General features: G+C 64.8%; 13 protein-coding genes. 3 read left to right on the plus strand and 10 right to left on the minus strand.

Annotated elements, in window-relative coordinates:
• Positions 1–392: 392 nt before the first annotated feature.
• The gene (locus tag C8J43_RS05345) at positions 393–2,675 is read right to left on the minus strand and encodes a TonB-dependent receptor (protein WP_133030071.1); all 2,283 of its coding nucleotides are present in this window, start codon (positions 2,673–2,675) and stop codon (positions 393–395) included.
• A gap of 287 nt (positions 2,676–2,962) precedes the next feature.
• Here C8J43_RS05345 and C8J43_RS05350 point away from each other — a divergent pair, with 287 nt between their 5' ends.
• A complete protein-coding gene (locus C8J43_RS05350; RefSeq protein ID WP_207893338.1) occupies positions 2,963–3,379 on the plus strand; it encodes a hypothetical protein in 417 nt (138 codons plus the stop codon).
• Between the two features lie 357 nt (positions 3,380–3,736).
• Here C8J43_RS05350 and katG read toward each other — a convergent pair whose 3' ends face one another.
• From katG to C8J43_RS05380, 6 genes are all read right to left on the minus strand, one after another.
• Positions 3,737–5,923 carry a catalase/peroxidase HPI gene (katG, locus tag C8J43_RS05355; RefSeq protein WP_243645499.1) on the minus strand — a complete coding sequence of 729 codons (2,187 nt, stop codon included), beginning with the start codon at positions 5,921–5,923 and terminating at the stop codon, positions 3,737–3,739.
• Positions 5,924–6,333: 410 nt separating this feature from the next.
• Positions 6,334–7,860: a CehA/McbA family metallohydrolase gene (locus C8J43_RS05360; RefSeq protein WP_133030073.1), complete on the minus strand. Its 1,527-nt coding sequence runs from the start codon at positions 7,858–7,860 to the stop codon at positions 6,334–6,336.
• Positions 7,860–8,996, minus strand: a complete 1,137-nt coding sequence (locus tag C8J43_RS05365) for a Ca2+-dependent phosphoinositide-specific phospholipase C (protein WP_133030074.1) — start codon at positions 8,994–8,996, stop codon at positions 7,860–7,862. Before C8J43_RS05365 ends, C8J43_RS05360 begins: the two co-directional genes overlap by 1 nt.
• Positions 8,990–12,088: a TonB-dependent receptor gene (locus tag C8J43_RS05370; RefSeq protein WP_133030075.1), complete on the minus strand. Its 3,099-nt coding sequence runs from the start codon at positions 12,086–12,088 to the stop codon at positions 8,990–8,992. Before C8J43_RS05370 ends, C8J43_RS05365 begins: the two co-directional genes overlap by 7 nt.
• Positions 12,089–12,279: 191 nt before the next feature.
• On the minus strand, positions 12,280–13,269 hold the full coding sequence (locus C8J43_RS05375) for a FecR domain-containing protein (RefSeq protein ID WP_133030076.1): 990 nt from the start codon (positions 13,267–13,269) through the stop codon (positions 12,280–12,282).
• Between the two features lie 70 nt (positions 13,270–13,339).
• The gene (locus tag C8J43_RS05380) at positions 13,340–13,939 is read right to left on the minus strand and encodes an RNA polymerase sigma factor (RefSeq protein ID WP_133030077.1); all 600 of its coding nucleotides are present in this window, start codon (positions 13,937–13,939) and stop codon (positions 13,340–13,342) included.
• Between the two features lie 391 nt (positions 13,940–14,330).
• On the opposite strand from C8J43_RS05380, the gene C8J43_RS05385 reads away from it, so the two are divergent.
• Positions 14,331–14,750: a globin domain-containing protein gene (locus C8J43_RS05385; protein ID WP_133030078.1), complete on the plus strand. Its 420-nt coding sequence runs from the start codon at positions 14,331–14,333 to the stop codon at positions 14,748–14,750.
• Positions 14,751–14,976: 226 nt separating this feature from the next.
• Positions 14,977–15,423, plus strand: coding sequence for a DUF3617 family protein (locus C8J43_RS05390; protein ID WP_133030079.1), 447 nt, complete (start codon positions 14,977–14,979; stop codon positions 15,421–15,423).
• 148 nt (positions 15,424–15,571) lie between these two features.
• Here the strand turns inward: C8J43_RS05390 and C8J43_RS05395 are convergent, their stop codons facing one another.
• From C8J43_RS05395 to C8J43_RS05405, 3 genes are read right to left on the minus strand one after another with little or no spacing between them, the layout of a single operon-like run.
• A complete protein-coding gene (locus C8J43_RS05395) occupies positions 15,572–17,044 on the minus strand; it encodes an efflux transporter outer membrane subunit (protein WP_133030080.1) in 1,473 nt (490 codons plus the stop codon).
• 5 nt (positions 17,045–17,049) lie between these two features.
• Positions 17,050–20,259 (minus strand): efflux RND transporter permease subunit, encoded by a 3,210-nt coding sequence (locus C8J43_RS05400; RefSeq protein WP_133030081.1) that lies wholly within the window; start codon positions 20,257–20,259, stop codon positions 17,050–17,052.
• Positions 20,260–20,265: 6 nt separating this feature from the next.
• A complete protein-coding gene (locus tag C8J43_RS05405) occupies positions 20,266–21,492 on the minus strand; it encodes an efflux RND transporter periplasmic adaptor subunit (RefSeq protein ID WP_133030082.1) in 1,227 nt (408 codons plus the stop codon).
• Between the last annotated feature and the right edge of the window lie 82 nt (positions 21,493–21,574).

A 21,574-nucleotide genomic window follows, 5' to 3' on the forward strand; every position in this document is an offset into this window, starting at 1 on the left:
TTGGTCCGTCGGCAGCGATGAGGCTATCGCCCTGGCGAAGGTCCGCCATCGACAGGTGTAGTAGCCCATTGTTGCGGAGCTTGCACTTGGTCTAATCATGCCCTGAGCGACGATGCCGCGCGCGCCATCGACCGCAACGTGCATCTAGGTTGCGGTCACGCTCGATGATCGAGACTTTCTCACCCTAGTAGACCTTAGGCCTTCAATCCGTTTTCTGACGCATGTTGGCGACGTCAGTCGAGGTACTTGAACCTGGTTCGGTCCTCTGCGCGTTCGCCCAAAAGCGGACGCTAGGGCCAGTGCCAGTGCACCGGCACACCGCGGTGTTACGTCAGACGACAGCGCCTCTCGCTCGCTTACGCATCAAAAGTGCCCATAAGGCGCGTCCGATCTTAAAATGCGATCTTGAACTGGCCGCCAATGATGCGTGGTTCGTTGATCATGCCTGTCAGGTTGTTGAAGTCGATCCCGCTGATGCTGCGATACTGGTTGGTGATGTTGCGGACGAATGCGCCGACCTCATATCCCTGCGGCGATTTATAGCCGACCTTGAGCCCGCCTTCGAGCGACGACTTGCCGGTGAACTCTACCGCTTCATACAGGAAGAAGTTGATACGGCTGCGATAGACCCAGTCGGTATAAGCATAGACCTCGCCGCCGTTCGCGAGCGGGATGCCGTAGCGCGCCGTCCAGTTGGCGATCCAGCGTGGCGCCTGGGGAAGATCGTTGCCGTCGATCACCGCGAACCCGTTGAAGATCGGATCGAGTACGGTGCAGGTCGCGCACACCCCGACGCCGATATTTCGATCGCGAATCTCGGTGAAGTTGTAGCTGCCACTCGCGGTCAATGTCAGCTCGGGAAGCGGACGCGCCTCGAATTCGCCCTCGACGCCGTAGCCGATCGCCTTGTTCGCGCTGATCAGGCGTGCCGAATTGCTGCTGCCGCCGACCGCGGTGATCTGCAGGTCCTTCGTGCTGTACCAATAGGCGTCGAGCGAGAAGTTCACCTTTCGATCGAGCAGCGTGCCCTTGAAGCCGCTCTCGCCCGAGAAGGTCGTCTGCTTCGGCGCGGTGCTCTGGACGCTGCCGAAGGTCACGCGGTCCTGGATTGCCGGGCCCTGATAGCCGGTCGCGAGCCGCGAATAGACGTTGATCGCGGGCGTCAGTTCGTAAGTGGCACTCGCATCCCAAGTGACGTTCGAACCGCGGACGACCGCGCGCGCGGGCAGCGTGTCGCTGATCCCGGTGCCGGGAATCGGTGCTGTGACGAGGTCGTTGCGATAGTCGTGCGAATAACGGACGCCTGCGCGGAGCGTCAGCAGGTCGACAGGCTTGGCCTCGATCGAGGCGAACGCGCCGTAATTCTCGTTGCGATTGTCGTGGTAGATATCCTGGTCGAGGTCGGTCGCGCGCGAACCGGTACCGCCGAACGCATAGTCGTACTGGTGATAGCGCAACGTCTGGTGGAAATAATACAGCCCGCCCTGGAGGCGGATGCCGTTCATGTCCTCGCTGGCATACCGAAGCTCCTGGCTGAACTCCTTGGGCTTGGTCAGGCCGCCGGTGTTCGACGGGAACAGGCCGACGCCGATCGCGCCGATCGTCCCGCCGAGGAACGTGTAGTTGTTGCCGCCGTCGACATCGCCGGTGCTCTCGACCTTGGCCTGCTCGTAACCGGTGACCGAGTAGAAGGTACCGATGCCGTCGAGGTGATAGTCGAGCCGCAAGTTGGTCCCCCACTGCGTGAGGCTCTGGCTGGCATAGCCGTCGAGCGTGACGTGCTTGGGGTCGAACCCGGTGTTGAAGTCGTTGGTGCCCGGCTTGAACAGCCCGGCGCGGAAGATGCGCGGCGATCCGGTCAGGTCACGGACATGGACGTTCAATAACGCGTTGAAATCGCTGCTGGTATAGCCGAGCTGGAAGCGGCCGGCGACGTCGCGATAGCCTTCGAGCTTGCGATCCGCATTGCCCGTCGTGGAGTCGTTCGTGACCCAATCGTCGCGCGACTGGATGATACCCGACGCGCGAAATGCGAAGCCGTTGCCGATCGGCAGGTTAAGCGCCGCCTCGCCGTTGATCGTGTTGTAGGTCGCCCAGGATCCGGTCGCGTAGCCCGAGACCTTGTCCGGGTTCGGCTTGGCGGAATCGATCTTCACAACGCCAGCGGGGGTATTGCGTCCGAACAGCGTACCCTGCGGACCGCGCAGCACTTCGACGCTTTGCAGATCGAAGACCGGGAAGGATTTCAGCATCGGGTTCTCGAGCGCGACGTCGTCATACACGACCGACACCGGCTGCGCGGCGTTGGGATCGAAATCGGTGTTGCCGAGACCGCGGATATAGAAGCGCGGGAAGGTGCGGCCGAACGACGATTCGACCTGGAGGCTCGGCGTACGACCGGCAAGGAAGCGAATGTCGAGGCCGCTCGAATTGAGCACGTCGAGCTTTTCGCCACTGATCGCGGTAACCGCGAGCGGCACGTCCTTCGACGATTCCCGACGGCGGGTCGCGGTGACGATGATGTCGCCGACGCCCTGTTCGTCAGCCGCACCGGCGACGGCTTGCCCGATCGGCGCCTGATCCTGCGCGACAGCGGGTGTGGCAAGGACAAGTAACGGCGCGCTGGCAGTCAGCAGCTGGGCGATGGCAGACGTACGAACGGGCAAGCGAATCATGGATGGTCCCCCCTTGGGCTTCGAACATCCTCCCGCGTCGATCCGTGTGACCCGGATCCGTCACCGACCGGTAACATCACTGCAACGCGCGGCAATAGACACGATCAGGGGCGATGCATTTCTGCCGGGCACCGCGACATCTTTGCCCCAGTTGGCGCCGCCGCCAGGGTGACGTTTAGAGCTAAGTGATCGTGTGTAGAGCGCGTGCATCGCCGTACACATTTTCGCGTTGTCGCCACGAAGCACGACGGTTTGCGCGCGTAATGGGGGTACGATTGACCGCCAGAGTGCGCGAAAAGCTCGGTCGCTATGCCCCGCCGCCCAGCGCCGACAGCTTCGGCGTGGTCAATGACTCGGGCCGTATTCTGATCATGGTGGACAAGGCACACCGGATCCAGGGCAGCGATATGGGCGACAATCTGTTCGAGGTGTTTCGCAATGCTGCGCGGATCGCCTTTACCGGCACGCCGCTGAAAACCGAACGCCATGGCGGGCGTCAGACGGTGAAGCGGTTCGGCGAGTATATCGATACCTACAAGCTGATTGACGCGGTCGCTGACGGGGCGACGCTGCAGATTCTATACGGAGGCCGCACCGCGAATTCCGCGCTGCGCGACAAGGCGGAATTCGACCAGGCGTTCGAGAATTTGTTTGAGGAGCGGTCGGCGGCGGACCTGCTCGCCATCAGAAGAAATATGGCGTGACCGGGGATATATTAGAGGCCAAAAGCCGGATCGGCCCGATCGCCTGCGATCTGGGCGGGCATTACATCGACCAAATCCTGCCCAACGGTTTCAAGGCACAAGTGGGCTGGAACCTGTGCAAAGACTGTATAGTCCTGACCGGTATTTGCTCATGGCGTAGCGCAGCAAATTTTTGACGCGTCAGAGAGTCAAGGTCGTAGTGGACTGTATGCACAACAAAATAAAGGCTGATGGAGAGCGACCGTTGCCGTCCAACGATCGAAGCCTCTATCTTATAGATCAGGTCAGTGGCGGATAAGCCATAGTATTCCGGAACCTTTCCCGGACCGCCACGGCCTATCCACCCGCTAAAGTAGCTTACGTCGCCTGGTTGGACGATACAGGCTTAGCCGTCACGTCGAAACGATCGGCGTTCATGACCTTGACCCATGCCTTGACGAAGTCGCGCACGAACTTCTGTTCGTGACCGTTCTCGGCATAGACTTCGGCGGTAGCGCGCAGTTGCGAGTTCGAGCCGAAGATCAGGTCGGTACGAGTCGCCTGCCACTTCTTCTCGCGACCACCACGATCGTAGCCGATGAACTTCTCGTCGCTCGACGTGTCGACCAGATCCCAGAACGTGTCGTTGTCGAGCAGGTTGACGAAGAAGTCGTTGGTCAGCTGACCCAGACGCTCGGTGAGCACGCCCTCGGGCGCATCGCCGAAGTTCGCGCCCAACACGCGCAGGCCACCGACCAGCACGGTCATCTCAGGCGCGGACAGGCCGAGCAGCGAAGCCTTGTCGAGCAGCAGCTCCTCGGTCTTCACCGGGTGACGCGTCTTCAGGTAGTTACGGAAGCCATCGGCCTGCGGCTCCATCCACACGAAGCTCTCGACATCGGTCCACTCCTGCGTCGCATCGCCGCGTCCACCGAGGAACGGCACCGACACGTCGTGACCGGCATCGCGCGCCGCCTTCTCGACCGCTGCCGAACCGGCTAGCACGATCGCGTCGGCCAGCGACATGTCGCCGCGCAGTTCGTTGAGCTTGGCCAGGACCTTGCTCAGCTGCTCGGGCTCGTTGACCGGCCAGTCCTTCTGCGGTGCGAGCGCGATGCGCGCACCGTTCGCACCACCGCGGTGGTCCGACCGGCGATAGCTCGATGCCGACGCCCAGGCGGTCTTGACCAGCTGGCCGATCGTCAGCCCGCTCGACAGCACGGCGTCCTTGAACGCAGCGGCATCGGCGTCCGACGGCGCGGTGCCCTCGGGAACCGGATCCTGCCAGATCAGCGTCTCTTCCGGAACCTCAGGCCCGAGATAGCGAACGCGCGGACCCATGTCGCGGTGCGTCAGCTTGAACCAGGCGCGTGCGAACGCATCGTCGAGTGCCGACTGATCGTCGCGGAAGCGCAGCGCGATCTCGCGGAACTCGGGGTCCATCTTGAGCGCCATGTCGGCGGTGGTCATCATCGTCGGCACGCGCTTGTTGGGATCGCGTGCGTCGGGTGCCATGTCCTCGTGCTCGGGGTTGATCGGCTGCCACTGCTTCGCGCCGGCCGGACTCTCGGTCAGTTCATAGTCGTACTTGAACAGCAGGCGCAGATAGTCGCCGGTCCACTTGGTGGGGTTGTTCGACCATGCGCCCTCGACGCCCGAGGTCGTGATGTGGCCCTGGCCGATCTCCTCGCTGTCGGTCAGCCAGCCGAGGCCCTGCATGTGCACGGACTCGGAAGACGGCGCCTTGAAATGGGGCGCGGGCTTGGCGCCGTGCGCCTTGCCGAACGCATGGCCGCCGGCGGTCAGCGCAACGGTTTCCTCGGAGTTCATCGCCATCCGCTGGAAGGTCGCCTTCATGTCGCGCGCCGACAGGAGCGGGTTCGGATCACCGCCCGGACCTTCCGGGTTGACGTAGATGAGACCCATCTGGATCGCGGCGAGCGGTCCTTCGAGCTCGGGCAGGTCCTCGCTGATACGCGTCTGCGCACCTTCGTTGACCCACAGCTCCTCGGCGCCCCAGAACGTATCGCCCTCGGAGGCGAAGACGTCCTTGCGGCCGCCGGCAAAGCCGAAGATCGGTCCGCCCATGCTTTCGATCGCGACGTTGCCGGCGAGGATGAACAGATCGGCCCAGCTGATGTTCTTGCCGTACTTCTGCTTCAGCGGCCACAACAGGCGACGCGCCTTGTCGAGGTTGCCGTTGTCCGGCCACGAGTTGAGCGGCTCGAAGCGCTGCTGACCCGACGATGATCCACCACGACCGTCGGTCACGCGGTAGGTGCCGGCGGCGTGCCACGCCATGCGGATCATGAAGGGGCCGTAGTGACCGTAATCAGCCGGCCACCAGGCCTTGCTGTCGGTCATCAGCGCGGTCAGGTCCGTCTTGAGCGCGGCGTAGTCGAGCTGCTGGAACGACTCGGCATAGTCGAACTCTTCGCCCATCGGGTCGGGGGAGACGCCGTGCTGGTGCAGCATGTCGATCGGCAGCGCGTCGGGCCACCAATCCTTGTTGGTACGACCGAGCAGCGAGCGGGCCTTGACCTCGCCGCCACCGTTGGGGCCCATGGGGCAACCGCTGCTCTTGGGCTGTTCGTAATCGGCCATCTTGGCGTCCTCTCTCGATGAGTATTCCGTGCTTGAGCCCAAGATGCAGGATTTGACGGACATTTGTCCAATCGATTATTCGGGCAGGATCAATCACGCCAGTCGATCACAGGCGGGTATCGAGCAAGTCGTCCCGGTACCGCCGCCATGACCCGCGTTCAGAGCACCGATATACAGCGCGAAACAGGCACGCTCACCCGACGTAGGAGATCGTGTCGTTCACCTTGGCCGAGTGATAGCGGACACCGGCCACTACAGCATCGCTAGCACCACGATCCGCGCCCACGTATCGGCACCGGATATAAAAGGGGACTCGTTGACAGGCTCTTGGCCGCTTGCGGGGTGGTTCGCACTTTGGTCGTTCCGATGCGCTACCGAACCACATAAATCGGGTTGCCGATGAGAACCCGTTTTCCGTCGGGCGTGCGCACGTCGGCGCGGAGCCAGTGAACCTTGTCTCTTGCGGGGATGTCGAAGGTAATCCTCGCGTCTGAGCCCACCACGTATCGGCGTTGGCCACGTAGAATATGCCTGCCGTCGACGATGAGATCGACGACATCGCCATTTGCCCCGGCAACACGGACCGCACCGCGTATCGCCTGTCCCGGACGACGGCGTAACGTGCCGCCCATCACGGCAGTGGATCGCGCGCCCGCGCTTGCCGTCAGATCGAGGACGCGTCCGGGATGTGCGGCTTCCAGATCGATGAATACCCGCCCTGACCGGACGCCTGCAAGGATGCCCGCCTGCGAAAGCTCCGAGGCGTAGACCACGGTAGTGGGCGTGCCGACTGGGGACTGCGCGCCGACCGGGGAACTGCCCGCACGACCGTCGATCGCATCGTGATTGTCGCTGCCGCCGATACCGGTCAGGTGGTAGCCACGATCGAGCAGCTTTTCCCACCAGGCGGTGCCGGAACCGGCCCCATCGTCGAACGCGCCGCCATGATCCGCGGCGATGCCGCCATTGGCCACCTCGATCGCGCCGACCCGCGTGTAATCCGTATCCGGCGCCGACCATCCGCACCCGAGGCAATTCTCGTTGGTCGGGATCTCCGGGTGGTTGATCGAGATGATCGCGCCGGTCCCGCGTGCGCCGTCGAACATCGCGTTGACGCTCGGCGCACCGACAGCGCAGATCCGATAATCGACGAAATCGGTAATGCCGAGCAGATTGAAATGCCCGTATTGCGTCGTCATCTCGCGACCGGGGATCACGAGCAGATTATCGAAGAACGGGGCGAGATTGGCGAGCTCGGCGACCTGTGAACGGACGTTGTGATCGGTCACCGTCACGAAATCGAGCCGATGATCGCGCGCGGCCTTCAGCGTGAAATAGACCGGGCAGGGCACTGGATTACGACTCGGCTCGCTCCGGCAGAGCGCGTCGCTTTGACCGGTATGCGTGTGAAAATCGCCGCGATACCAGCCCGGACCGGTTTTCAGCGCCGTCGTCGTGATCGCCTGCGCCGCCGCGCCGCGATCGAAATGCACGGTCACCGTGTAGGGCGACACGGTACCGGGCCGGATCGACGCCACCGCGACGCTCAACCGCCAGCGGCCCGCCGGTAGCGGACCCGGCAAATAGGAGGTGGAGGCGAAGGTCTCGGCGATGACGATGTGCGGCTTGATCGCGCCGCCCCAGCCGCGCTCCCGCGTCGGGTCGTAGATGCCGAGCACCAGATACGTGCCGTCCTTGTGATCCGCACCCTGGACGTCGATCGTCAATCTGGTGACGCCTGCGGGCACGTCGAAGGGTAGTTCGCGGTAGCTGCCGCGGTCGCTGTCCCGCATCACGCCGCTTATCACCACGTCCTGCGACGATGCAGGCGCGGTCGTCTGCGCACAGACCGGAAGCGGTGCGACGATCAACGCCGCCGCGATACGCCGCAACCGCATCACCGGTCCGCCCGCTTCAACGGTAGCGCCTCGCAGTGCGCGGCGACCGGGTCGCAACGGTGCAGGACATCGCCGGGCAGGCTCGCGCGATAGGCATAGCCATGCGGGTTGGGGACGCCCTCGTAATAGTCGCTGCTCACGAACTGCGCGCCCGAGGCGATCGCCGCGGTGAGCCGGGTCGGATCGTCGGCGCGCGCTTCCTTCGTGTCGGCATCGGCGCGGGTGCGCACGAGATAGCCGGTGCGGACGAGGCGAGCGATATGCGCGTCCTCGCCGCGCGGGTCCTGGATGTTGAACACGGCGGCTTCGGGCGATTGCTCGTCGTAATAGCCGAACATCGCCCGGCCCCGCAGCGACGGGTGGCCCGCGCGGTAAAGCGCATAATGCCGCTCGTCGCCATCGAGAACGAACATGAACCGCCCTCTCGCGGCGGCCAGCGTCGGCCATGCATGCGCGCGCACCGCTTCCGCCAGCGTCGGGCGATCACCGCGCACGCTGTCGGGCACGATCAGCCGATCGTCGCCCATGACGGTGCGGATATCGGTATCGAGCGCGTCGAGATCGGCAGCCTCGAATTTTGCATCGTGCAGCCACGACCCGGCGATCGGCGGGAAGTCGCTGGCGTTGACCAGCACCGTGACGGGCAGGTGGTCAGGGTGCCGGTCGGACCAGCGCCGCAGGATCGCCAGGCACTCGCGAAAGACGAGACAATGGCTTTCGGTATCGATCTGCGGAAAGTGCAGCACCTTCGCGCCCGGTGCCATCATCGCCTTGCGTGTTGCAGCCGCCGCCATCTGATAGGGCGTGGCGTACAGGCCGCCTTGTGGATCGGGCGCGACGTCGATCTCGATCTGACGGATGCCGATCGCGAACTGCGCCTCCAGCGGCGGGTGGCCATAGTCGAGCTCGTCCCAATATTGTGGCGCCAGCGTGCGGATCCGCGCCTCTTCGTCGGCCGACGGGTAGCGCTTGTAGCTGTTGTGCGAGCCGAGCAGCTGCACCTGATCGAGCCGCAGCGTCGCCGGCAGTCCCTCGACCCGGTCGCCGTGTCGCGCCGCCGCTGTACCGGCCGCAGCAGTCGCCAGAAGCGCGGCGGCGGCCAATCGCAAGCCTCGTGCCGAACGCGCGTTTACCACTGGAACGAGGTCGTCAGCTTGAAGAAGCGACCCGTCTCGACATACGAGCCGTTACCGCCGCCGTCCTGCACACCCAGATAGCGCGTGCTCTTGCCCATCGTCTTGTAGAAGCTCTCCTTGTTGAGGATGTTCTGCACCTGGCCCGACAGCGACCATCGGCCGATGTGATAGGTGGCGTTGAAGTTCAGCTGGCGGTTGGGCTGGAGATAGGTGTCGAGCTGGTCGTTGAGGCTCAGCAGCTGACGGCCGACATATTGCCAGGCGAGGCGGCCGGAAAATGCCGGACGCTCGTAGAACAGCTCGGTGTTGTAGATGACGTTGGGCGCGCGGGGCAGCACCGTCGTGCCGCGCCCGGCGACGCCGCTGTCGGCACGGCTGTCCTGCAACGTGGCGGACCCCTCGACCCCGAACCCGCCGAAGAACCGTCCGAGTTCGAAGAACTGCTTCCGCGCATGGAATTCGACGCCGTACAGATCGGCGTCGCTGCCGTTCAGCGGCATCGTGTAGACGATCCCGCCGACGGTGTTGGAGCCCCCGCTTGAGCTCGGCGTGCTGCCGGTCGCGCTTGCGGTGAACACGAAGTTCGACAGATGCTTGTAGAAGCCGGCCGTCTCGATCACCGCGCTGTGATCGGGATACCATTCGACGCCGAGATCGAGGTTGGTCGCGGTCGTCGGTTTCAGATCCGGGTTGGACCGGTTGACGAACGCCAGTGCGCCGGTGACGTCGTTGTAGCTATAGGTCTCGGGACCCGCGACCAGCGCGAAGGCCGGCCGCGCGAAGCTGCGCCGTGCTGCGCCGCGGATGACTAGCCGATCGGTCGGGCGGTAGGCCAGGTTCAGGCTTGGCAGAAATTCGTTGTAGCTGTTGCCGTCCGACGTGAAATGGCCGGTATCGTTCGGCGATGCGCCGCCGGAATCGGTGACCACTACCCAGTGGGTCGCAGTGAAGTCGGTGTGCTCGAAGCGAAGACCCGCGACCATCTGCACTGGCCCGAGCGCGGCGTCCGCCTGCGCATAGCCGGCGACGACCGTCTCCGTGCCGAAGACCGTGTTCCGGGCATAGTCGTTGGTGGTGTAATAGCCGGGGTTCGGGGTGCCGTCCGGCGTGAACTGGTTGGTATAGGCGTAGGGCAGGATGCTCTTCTCGAAATACGTCCGGTCGTAGATCCGGAAGCCGGGATAGTTTCCGCCCATGAAATCGACGTTGCGGCCGGGTAGTGCGGACCCGGTCGGGCCTTGCCCGGCATCGAAATCGGGGCGGCTGCCGTCCGCGGCGGGGATGACGAAATTGTCGCCGTTGTTGCCGAGCAGGCCGCGGTCGTATTGCGAGCGGTCCGAGAGGCTGAGGTCGGTACCCCAGCGGATATGCTTGATCAGCCCGTCGGGGGCGTAATCCATATCGAGCTTCAGTTCGTAGAGGTTGTCGTCGGACTCGACATCGCGCGCCTGGAATTTCCACGCGCGGATCGAGTCGGCGCTGAAGACGGCGTTGCGCGTCGCCGGATCGGCGAATGCGAGACCGATATTGGTCGGATTGCCGGCGTCGATCAGGACGCTGCCGCGGGGATTTCCGGCACTGTCGGTCAACAGGCTCGTGTCGCTGTACAGGCTTCCTTCGACGTAATTGGGGCGGCGCTGCTGCCCATAGCCGTAGGACGCGCGCAACGAGGCTGTGACTTTGTCGGACATCTTGATGTCGCTGCCGGCCTGGATCGTGCCGAGCTGCGAGATCTGGTCGCGGGCCTGGAAGTAGCTGCCGGCCAGCGTGCCGAGCGGGTTATAGGCGCCGTTTGCGCCGTAATAGGGGGCGGTGCCGAGCAGCTGGAGGACGCCGCCGGTGATGCTGTGCTGCACGTCGACCGACGAGACCTTGTAATGGCCATAGGTGCCGCGGATGAACGCGGAGACCGCGTCACCTTTGAAATCGAGCGAGAAATTGCCGCCGAACCGCTCGATGTTCGAATCGTAGAGATCGTATTTGATCCCCATCGCGGTCAGGTTGCCGGGCCCGGAGGTCGCCGTCGCGGGGATATAGGTGACCGCCTCGACGCTCTCCGCCGCCGACCGGCGCTGTTCGTAATAGCCGGTCGCGTAGACGCCGATGGCGTGGTTCGCGCCGAACGTTTTGGCGAGTTCGATCTGACCGACCCCGCCGAATGCCTTGAAGCCGAGCTTGTCGGCGCGGTCGTTGTAATTCGCGCCGCCGGTGACCTTCAGATAATGGTCGCCATATTGGAAACCGGTCGGCGTCGCGATGTCGACCGTGCCGCCGATCGAGTCGCCGTAATCGGCGGCGCCGGGGGTCTTCGACACGCTCGCCGAGCGCAGGCCGTAGGGCGCGATCATCTTGAGCGACAGCGCGCGGGTCGCCGGATCGGCTTCCGCCACGCGCATGCCGTTGATCGAATAGGCGTTGTAGCTCGAATCGATGCCGCGGATCGAGATGAACTCGGCCTCGCCAGTGGCGGCCTGGCCGAGCCCCATGTCCGCATAGGCGCTGACGCCCGGCAGGACCGCGAGGATGTCGACGATGTTGCCACCCGGACGCCGGGCGATCGTCTCGCCGGACATGACCGCGTTGGTGCCGACCTGCTGTCGTTTCCAGGCGAGCGCGCGCTCCTCTTCAAGGGGCACCGCGCCGGTCACCACGATCTCGTTGCCGGGATCGGCGGCGGGGTCCGGGGCTGCATCGGGCACTGTGACGCCGGTGCGATCGGGGGCCGCGGCGCCCGTGGTCAAGGCAACCGGATGACGAAGGCCAGCGCGCGCCTGCGGATCGGCCGCGCTAAGCACGACGGTCTTCCCGTCGTCGCGCCGCAGCTGGAGCGGACTGTTCGCGATCAACAGGCGCAACGCGGCCTGTCGAGACATCGCGCCGTGGATCGCCGCCGACTGGACCTGCGCGATCGCGGCGCGGGGAAAGAAGATCTGCACGTTCGCCTGCCGTCCGAATTCGGTCAGCGCGTTGGCCAGCGATTGGGGAGCGATATCGAAGCTGTGCATGTCGGGCGCGGCGATCGGCGCGGCATGAGCAGCAGGCGTCATCAAGAGCGTCGCGAGCAGCGACGTCCCGGCGAGTGTCGAGCGCATGGAGGAAACCTCGGTTGGAATGGTTGGTCGAGACCGTCTTCACCCCGAAAGACGATCAGTGCGGGACCAACCGCCAACTCCGACAAAACTTTCTCGCGATTTTCAGCTCGACGGCATGCGGGATCGGCCGAAGCGTCAGCGGGTCAGCGGGTCAGCGGGTCAGCGGGTCAGCGGGTCAGCGGGTCAGCGGGTCAGCGGGTCAGCAGATACGCGGTCGGCGAGCGCGATACCCGGATGTTCAAGCCGGTCGAAACAGCATCGAGGAAAGCGGTCGGGTCGCTCGTGACGAACCGTCCGCCGACCGGGATGCTGGCGAGCTCGCGATCGACGATCACGATCTTGCGGACCAGAAATCGGTTATACTCCTCGACCGCGCTGCCCAGCGTCGCATCCCGGAAGAGGATCTCCTGATGCTGCCAGGCCGTGACCCGGTCGACCTGATCGGCATCGGCCCGACGCACGATTGCGCCGTCGGACGATACCAGCAGGCTCGTCGCACCACTGCGCGCGTCTATCGTCGAACCGGGCATCGACCCAGCCTGCCCGGCGACGCGTGCCATACCCTTCTCCACCAGCAGATCCAGCGCCCCGCCCCGCGCACGCACGTTGAAGCGCCCCGCCGAAAGGACCACCATGCGCCCGTCGCCGTGAAACACGGCATCCGGTCCCTTCGGAAGACTCAGCGCGACTTCACCGCGTTCGATCCAGAACGTTCTTTCGGTGCTCGACACGCGCCAGGATAACCGGGAATCCGTATTGAGCGCGACGACACCGCCTGCGGGCAGGCGGATCGTCTTGCTCTCGCCGACTGCGGTCGTTTCACTATCCCAGGCATAAGCGCGCGTCGCGGTCGTACCGGCCGCGACGACGCCGACCGCCGCCACCGCGCAGGCCGCTTGCAGGAACATCCGTCGCGAACAGGGCCCTTTCGGTGCGTCGGGGGCCGGGGCGGCGGTGCGGCACCCCGAAAGTTCGCGCACGGACCGCGGAGTCTCGCTGCCGACCCTGTCCCACATCGCCAGAGCACGCGCGAAGGCGATCGCGTGCGCGACATCCTCGTCGCGCCACGTCTGGAACGCGACCTCGTCCAGATTGCCCAAGCGATACTGCGCCAACCATGCGGCGGCTTCGGCGGCATCGATATCGGCATCGTTACGAAGAAGACCGCCGAACCGCGTCATGCGCGATCCTCTTTCAGCACATACATACTCCCCTAGACGAACGCCGCATCGCAATCCGCCAATATGCCGTTCAATGCGGTTTTCGAGATCCGGCGAGCCGGCGGTGTCCGATATCCGGCTCCGGCACCTCGTACGTGTCACGGCGGCGCGGCTCAAGCGCTTGGGTCACCAGGTAAATCGCCCGCGCGAGCCGCTTCTCGAGCGTCGACAGGCTTACGCCGAGTTCGTCGGCGATCCGTCGCGGCGATTGGCCGTCGACGCGACAGCGCTCGAAGGCGGTTCGACACTTGTCCGGCAGCGCGCGTATTGCATGCGCGAGATCGTCGAGCTGCTGGCGGTCCTCGGCGATCCGGTGCTGGTCGGGGGTCTCGTCGGGAGCATCGAAGTTCTCGAATTCGACGAAATGGCGAAAATCGATGATCTTGGCGCGGCGCAGCCGGTCGATCGCCAGATTGCGCATCATCCGCAGCATGTATGTCCTGGGATTGACGATCGCGCTCCAAGCTTCCGTCGCGAGCATCCGCGCGAGCACGTCCTGTACCAGATCGCGCGCTTCGTCCGTACCGCGGCACAACCGATACGCCGCATCGAGCAGATCGCGTTCATGGGGAAGAATCTCCTCGACAAACCAGCGATCGATAGGGCGGACGACAGGCACGCAATCTCTCACCGTGGCGGAGGGGAGCGCGTCCTCTAGTCCGCGCTCGTGTCATTCCGACGACAGCGGATGAGCCGGTGCCCGACGGGGTCGACGTCGCTCCGCTGGCGATACCATCGACGAGAAAGGCAGTCCCACGGTCAACGACATCGGTAGGCACATGGCCGCGGCGGCGGCTTTGGCCAGTCCTTCGACGGCGGCCGGTGCGGGCTTTTTTGCTCAGCGTGCACCGACATGAACCTTCGCGCGCGGATAGCCGCGATGCCGCAAGCATCTTGACATCGCTCAGCGATCTGATCTGATAGTGTAGATCGGGCATAAGTCCTTGGCTGTGGGCGGGAATATTTCGCTCTGGTCGAGATCTTCGGCGGTGCGGGGAGTTCATCCGCGGGGGGAGGGGGACATGTCCTTGACGGCAGATCAGGTCCGGCTCGTGACCGAAAGCTATGTGCTGATCGGACGCTCACCCCGCCCGTATTCCGAACTTTTCTATCATCGACTGCTGCTCGATCACCCTTTCGCACGGGCGCTCTTTCCCGACGATCTGCGCCACCAGGCATTCGTGTTCGAGAAGACGATCGCTATTCTCGTCAGGGAGGTGGGCAATATTGCCGGATTGCGGCCCACCTTAGCAGACCTTGCACGAAAACATGTCGGATACGGCGTCAAACCCTATCAATACGACGCTGTCGGCGCCGTATTGATCGCGACGTTTTCGGAAATACTGGGAAGCCGTTTCACGCCGGAGATCCGCGAAGCGTGGGAGGCGGTCTATGCGGAAACAGCAGGGGTGATGATCGCCGAAGCGTATCCCGACGACTGATAACGGATCGCCCCAGATTGCCGCAAATGCCCGCGGCGGACCGCGCATGGTGGAACCGACGGTCAGGTCAGATAGGTGTGGACGATGTGAACGAGTTCGTCTGCCGCCGCAGCCGCTTGAGACGGTTGAGCAGTTTCTTCTTTTCTTTTGTCGCGAGGATATCGGCGACGGCGAGCCGCGATCACTGTGGTCTGGTGAAGCGCCGGGGCGGCGGGTAAGCGGAGCCATGCTCAAATACGCTGCCGTCGCGCTCATCCTTGCCGCTCCCGCCGCCGCCGCCGCCGCCGATCTACCGACGATCGCGGCGGGGCGCTGGGATATCACATCCACCGTCGCCGAGCTGTCGATCCCCGGCGTTCCAGGGTTCGGCATGCGGATGATGCGCGGCAAGTCGAAGGCCGAGCGCAAGAGCATTGCGACCGCGCAGGCGATCGACGCGCTACTCGTGCCGGATCCCAAGGCGCAATGCCGTGTCGACGGTCAGCACGTCGCCGACGGCCGTTATGTCCAGGCGCTGACGTGCCCGCAGAAGCGCGGCAAGCCGGTCGAGATCGCGCGCGTAGGAACGTATGATCGCACGGGCTTCGTCGGCCAGGCGATCGTCACCGGGGTGACGCCCAAGGGACCGATGAAGATCGTGCTCAACCAGCGTGCCTCGCGCGTCGCAGACTAGGGCGAAATCGCCACAAGCCCGCCTGGAATGACGTAGCGATTTCCGTCACGGCGATTAGGAAACGCAGCCGATCACGCACGGATCGGCTGCACGACGTCCTGCACGCTCCGATGGTCACGACGCATGACCATCGGAGCGCCCCTAACCGTTACTTCAGGCCACCACCGAGCGAGCGGTAGAGTTCGACCGCGTTGCTGTCGCGGACGAGGCGCGTCGCGAGCAGGCTTTGTTGCGCGGTGTAGAGCGCGCGCTGCGAATCGAGCGTGTTGAGGAACGGGTCGATCCCGGCGCGGAAGCGGAGCTGCGAGAGGTTGTATGCGCCGGCCGCGTTGTCGCGCAGCGACGTCTGCGCCTCGAGCTGGCTGTTGATCGTGCCACGACGTGCCAGCGCATCGGCGACCTCGCGGAAGCCGGTCTGGATGCTCTTCTCATACGTGGCCAGCATCGCGTCGCGCGTCGCCTTGGCGTATTGCAGATTGCCCTTGTTGCGGCCGAAATCGAAGATCGGCTGCGTGATCGTCGGCGCGACCGACCATTGCTGGCTGCCGCTGCCGAACAGGTTCGACAGGCCGAGGCTGAGCGTACCGAACGCCGCGGTCAGCGAGATGTTCGGGAAGAACGCCGCGCGTGCCGCGCCGATATTGGCGTTGGCGGCGATCAGATTGTGCTCGGCTGCAGCGACGTCCGGACGGCGCAACAGCACCTCCGACGACAGGTTGGCGGGCAGATTCTCCAGCGTCGGCGTCTTGTCCGGCATCCGCGCGGGGAGCAGCTCCGGCGTCACGGTCGTCCCCGCGAGCAGGTTGAGCGCGTTCTGGTCCTGCGCGATCAGCGTGGTCGCGTCGGCGATGTCCGAGCGCGCCTGATCATAGGTGGTGCGCGCCTGACGCACTTCGAGTTCGGAGGCGATGCCGATCCGGAAACGGTCCTGCGTGAGCTTCAGCGTCTGGCCGAACGCGCGCTCGGTATCCTGCGCGATCTTGAGACGGTCCTGATCCGCGGCCATCGTCAGCCACGCGGTCGCGGTTTCCGAGATCAGCGAGACCTGGGCTGCGTTGCGGTTTTCCTCCGCCGCGAAATACGCTTCCTGCTGTGCCTGCGTCAGGTTGCGGATGCGGCCGAAGAGATCGATCTCCCAGGCCGAAACGCCGACATTGGCCGAGTAGATGTCGATCCGGCCGCTGCCGGCCACAGCACCAGCACCGGTTCCGCCACCAACACCGCCACCCGTGCCACCGCCGGCGCCACCGCCGCCGACCGCGTTGAACGGCGACTTCTGGTAGGTTGCGCTGCCGGTCGCGCCGAGCGTCGGGAACAGGTCCGCGCGCTGGACGCGGTATTGCGCGCGCGCCTGTGCGACGTTGGCGACCGCGATGCGGACGTCGCGATTATTGTCGAGCGCTAGGCGGATCACGCCGCGCAGGCGGTCGTCCGTGAAGAACGCCTCCCACGCGGTGTCCGCCGGCACGATCGCGTTAGACGCGTTTCCGGCCGCATAGGCGGGTCCAGTCGGTCCGCTCGGTGCCACGGGAAGCTCCGGGCGGACGTATTTGGGGGCGAGGTTGCACCCGGCGAGCGTGAGCCCGGCGGCGAACAAAAGGGCGGTTTTGCGAGAGAACATCTGGATCAGGCCTCCTGCGGCCGCTGGTCGTGGGGCGGATGGCCGCCGTCACGGTTATCGTCACGGTTGCCGTCATGGTCGGGCACTTGGTCGCGGTCTTGTCCCGAGCCGGCCTTGTCCTGCTTGAAGACGCGCTTCACGAGCAGGAAGAACAGCGGCACGAAGAAGATCGCGAGGACGGTCGCGGACAGCATGCCGCCGACCACCGCCCAGCCGATCGCATTCTGGCCGCCGGCGCCGGCACCGCTCGACAGTGCGAGCGGCAACACGCCGAAGATGAATGCGAACGACGTCATCAGGATCGGGCGAAGGCGAAGCTTGGCCGCCTCGACCGCGGCATCGGCCGCGTTCATCCCGTCGCCCATCTTCTCCTCGGCGAACTCGACGATAAGGATCGCGTTCTTCGCCGCCACGCCGATCGTCGTGATCAGCCCGACCTGGAGATAGATGTCGTTGTTGAGCCCGAAGATCATCGCCGCGCCGACCGCGCCGAGGACGCCGAGCGGCACCACCAGCAGGACGGCGATCGGGATCGACCAGCTCTCGTACAGTGCCGCGAGGCAGAGGAACACGATCAGAAGCGACAGCGCATAGACCGTGGTCGACTGGCCACCCGACAGGTTTTCCTCGTAGCTGAGCCCGGTCCACTCATAGCCGATGCCGGGGGGCAGCTTGGCCGCCATCTCCTCCATCGCCTTGATCGCGGTGCCGCTGCTGACGCCCGGCGCGGGCGAACCCATGATCTCGAACGAGGCTACGCCGTTGTACCGTTCGAGTCGCGATGGCCCGTAATTCCAGCTGGTCGTCGAGAAGGACGAGAACGGTGCCATCGCGTTGCTGGTCGTGCCGCGGACGTAGAAGTTGCCGAGATCGGCGGGCGTCGTGCGGAACGGTGCGTCGGCCTGCACGAACACCTTCTTCACGCGACCGCGGTCGATGAAGTCGTTGATGTACGCGCCGCCGAACGCGGTGCTGACGGTGGTGTTGATGTCCGCCTGGCTGAGGCCGAGCGCGCCGGCAGTGGCCTGGTCGACGTTCAGTTTCAGCTGCGGCGCATCCTCCAAGCCGTTCGGGCGGACCTGCATCAGGCGCTTGTCCTGGCTGGCCATGCCGAGCAGCATGTTGCGGGCCTCGAGCAGTTTCTCGTGACCGACGCCGGCATTGTCCTTCAACATGAAGTCGAAGCCGTTGGCGTTGCCGAGTTCCTGCACGGCGGGCGGCACGAAGCCGATCACCATGCCGGCACGGACCCCGGCAAGCGCCTGGTTGGCGCGTCCGGCGACCGCGGCGACGGTGTTCTCCTTGCCGCTACGATCTTCCCAGGGCTTCAGCTGGATGAAGGCGATGCCGACATTCTGGCCCTGGCCGACGAAGCCGAAGCCGCTGATCGTGAAGATACCTGCGGTGTTGGCCTTCTCGTCGATCAGGAAGTGATCGCGGACCTTGTCCATCGTCCGGGCGGTCTCCTCCATCGGCGTACCCGACGGCATCGAGACCTGCGCGAACATCACGCCCTGATCTTCCTCGGGGAGGAAGCCCGACGGCAGGCGCAGGAAGATGAAGGCCATCCCGGCGACGATCACGGCATAGACCAGCATCGTGCGGACCCAGCCCTTCTCGACGCGGCGCAGGCCGTTGCCGTACTTGCCCACGCCCTTGTCGAAGGTGCGGTTGAACCAGCCGAAGAAGCCCTTCTTCTCGCCGTGACCTTCCTTGGCGGGCTTCAGGATCGTCGCGCAGAGCGCGGGCGTCAGGATCAACGCGACCAGCACCGAGAGCGCCATCGACGACACGATGGTGATCGAGAACTGCCGGAAGATCACGCCGGTCGAGCCGCTGAAGAACGCCATCGGCAGGAACACCGCCGACAGCACCAGGCCGATGCCGACCAGCGCGCCGCTGATCTCGTCCATCGACTTCTTGGCGGCTTCCTTGGGACTGAGCCCTTCCTCCTGGATCAGGCGCTCGACGTTCTCGACGACGACGATCGCGTCATCGACGAGCAGGCCGATCGCCAGCACCATGCCGAACAAGGTCAGCGTGTTGATCGTGAACCCCGCGACCTGGAGCACGGCGAGGCTGCCGAGCAACACGACGGGGACCGCGATCGTCGGGATCAGCGTGGCGCGGAAGTTCTGGAGGAACAGGAACATCACGAGGAAGACGAGGACGATCGCCTCGATCAGCGTGTGGATGACCTGCTCGACCGACAGCCGCACGAACGTCGAATTGTCGATCGGGAACGCGACCTTGACGTCGGGCGGGAACTGCTTGGCGATCCGGTTCACCTCGGCCTTGACCAGCTTGACGGTATCGAGCGCGTTGGCACCCGGTGCCAGCTTCACGCCGAAGCCTGCCGCCTGCTTGCCGTTGTAGCGTGCCTGGAAGCTGTAGTTCTCCGAGCCCATCTCGACGCGCGCGACGTCCGACAGGCGCACGGTCGCGCCGCTGGTTGCCGAGCGGACGATGATCGCGCGGAACTGCTCCGGCGTCTGGAGGCGCGACTGTGCGGTCACGGTCGCATTGAGCGACTGACCCTTTACCGCGGGCAGACTGCCGACCTGACCGGCCGAGACCTGTGCGTTCTGCGCGGTCAGGGCGGAGGTGATGTCGGTGACGGTGACGCCGAGGTTCGACATCTTGAAGGGGTCGACCCAGATCCGCATCGAATATTGCGCGCCGAACACCTGCGTGTCGCCAACGCCCTTGATGCGGCTGAGCGGATCCTGGAGCTTCGAGGCGATCATGTCGCCGAGATCGACCTGGTCGTGATCGCCGTTTTCCGAATAGGCGGCGATGATGAGCAGGAAGTTGGCGGTCGCCTTGGTGACGCGGAGACCGGCCTGCTGCACTTCCTGCGGCAGGAGCGGCGTCGCCTGTTGCAGCTTGTTCTGCACCTGGACCTGCGCGATGTCGGGATCGGTGCCCTGCTCGAAGGTGAGCGTGATCGCGAGGTTGCCCGAGCCGTCCGAGGTCGAGGCGAAGTAGCGAAGGTTGTCGATGCCCTTCATCTGCTGCTCGATGATCTGCGTCGTCGTATTCTCGAGCGTCTGGGCGTCGGCGCCCGGATAGGACGTCGCGACCGTCACCTTGGGGGCGGCGATCTCAGGGAACTGCGCGATCGGCAGCGAGCGGATCGCGAGGATACCGGCCAGCATCAGGATGATGGCGATGACCCATGCGAAGATGGGTCGATCGATGAAATAGCGTGACATGGGCGGTTACTTCCCGGCCTGCGCGGAACTGTTGCTGGTAGCGGGGTCGCCCCCTGCCGCAGCGCCGCCTGGGGCCGCACCGGGTGCGCCGCCAGCGGGCTTGGCGACCTGCTGCGGGGCCGCGGGCTTGACGGTCGCGCCGGGGCGCAGGTTAAGCAGGCCCTCGACGATCAGCTTGTCGCCGGGCTTCAGGCCGCTGGTGACGATCCACTTGTCGCCGATCACGCGATCGGTGGTGACATTACGCTGCTCGACCTTGTTCTGCGCATTGACGACCAGAGCGGTCGCACCGCCGCGCGGATCGCGCGTGATGCCCGCGGTCGGCGCCATGATCGCCTGTGCGCGCGTACCTTCTACCAGCTTGGCGCGGACGTACATGCCGGGCAGCAACAGGCCGTTGGGGTTCGGGAAGCTCGCGCGCAGCGTCACCGCACCGGTGGTCTGGTCGACCGTGACTTCGGAGAATTGCAGGCGACCCTCGATCGGATAGGTGCTGCCGTTCGGAAGGATCAGCTGAACACGCGCGCTGCCGTCGCCGCGGGTCACGCCGCCGCTCGCCATCGCCTGCTTCAGATCGAGCAGCTGCGCCGCCGACTGGACGACGTCGACATACACAGTGTTGGTGCGCTGGATCGTCGCAAGCGGGTCGGTCTGGCCGGTCTGGACGAGCGCGCCGACGGTCACCAGCGACCGGCCGATGCGGCCCGAGATCGGTGCCTTGATCCGCGTGAAGCCTAGATTGACGCGGGCCGACTGGACCGCTGCCTGCTGCGCTGCAACATTCGCGCGAGCCTGTTGTGCGGAGGCGGTTGCGTTGTCCGCCTCCTGCTTGCTGACCGCGTTCAGCTGGACGAGCTGGCCGTAGCGCTGCGCCTGGAGGCGGGTCGCGTTGATCTGCGACTGGGCCGCGCCGAGCTGGCCCTGCGCACTGGCGAGCGCCGCACGGTAGGGCGCGTCCTCGATCGCATAGAGCACCTGGCCCTTGCTGACCATCGCGCCCTCGGTGAACAGGCGATCACGGACCACGCCGCTGACCTGCGGACGAACTTCCGAGGTCTCTATCGCGGCGATACGGCCGGGAAGCTCGGAAGTGAGCACGACCGATTCTTCGCCAATGGTGACGACGCCTACAGTCGGTGTCGGCGGAGGCGGCGGAGCCTGCTCCTTGCCGCAAGCCGACAGCAGGACAAGTGCGGCCAGCGCCACAGATCCCTTGAGGTTCAATCGCTGCATGTTGAGCATCCCGACGTCCGTGCAGATAGGTTGACCGGAATGAACGTTCATTCCGCTTGCTTGCCCGCTAGGATTGTGCGAG

The sequence above is a fragment of the Sphingomonas sp. PP-CE-1G-424 genome, from assembly GCF_004341085.1.
GTDB lineage: Bacteria > Pseudomonadota > Alphaproteobacteria > Sphingomonadales > Sphingomonadaceae > Sphingomonas.

Bases quoted from the DNA above. Each gene is read 5' to 3' on its own strand.
- katG (WP_243645499.1), bottom strand. From the start codon at position 5,923: ATGGGCCCCAACGGTGGCGGCGAGGTCAAGGCCCGCTCGCTGCTCGGT.
- C8J43_RS05385 (WP_133030078.1), top strand. From the start codon at position 14,331: ATGTCCTTGACGGCAGATCAGGTCCGGCTCGTGACCGAAAGCTATGTG.
- C8J43_RS05400 (WP_133030081.1), bottom strand. From the start codon at position 20,259: ATGTCACGCTATTTCATCGATCGACCCATCTTCGCATGGGTCATCGCC.
- C8J43_RS05395 (WP_133030080.1), bottom strand. From the start codon at position 17,044: ATGTTCTCTCGCAAAACCGCCCTTTTGTTCGCCGCCGGGCTCACGCTC.
- C8J43_RS05405 (WP_133030082.1), bottom strand. From the start codon at position 21,492: ATGCAGCGATTGAACCTCAAGGGATCTGTGGCGCTGGCCGCACTTGTC.
- C8J43_RS05390 (WP_133030079.1), top strand. From the start codon at position 14,977: ATGCTCAAATACGCTGCCGTCGCGCTCATCCTTGCCGCTCCCGCCGCC.
- C8J43_RS05345 (WP_133030071.1), bottom strand. From the start codon at position 2,675: ATGATTCGCTTGCCCGTTCGTACGTCTGCCATCGCCCAGCTGCTGACT.
- C8J43_RS05375 (WP_133030076.1), bottom strand. From the start codon at position 13,269: ATGACGCGGTTCGGCGGTCTTCTTCGTAACGATGCCGATATCGATGCC.
- C8J43_RS05360 (WP_133030073.1), bottom strand. From the start codon at position 7,860: ATGCGGTTGCGGCGTATCGCGGCGGCGTTGATCGTCGCACCGCTTCCG.
- C8J43_RS05370 (WP_133030075.1), bottom strand. From the start codon at position 12,088: ATGCGCTCGACACTCGCCGGGACGTCGCTGCTCGCGACGCTCTTGATG.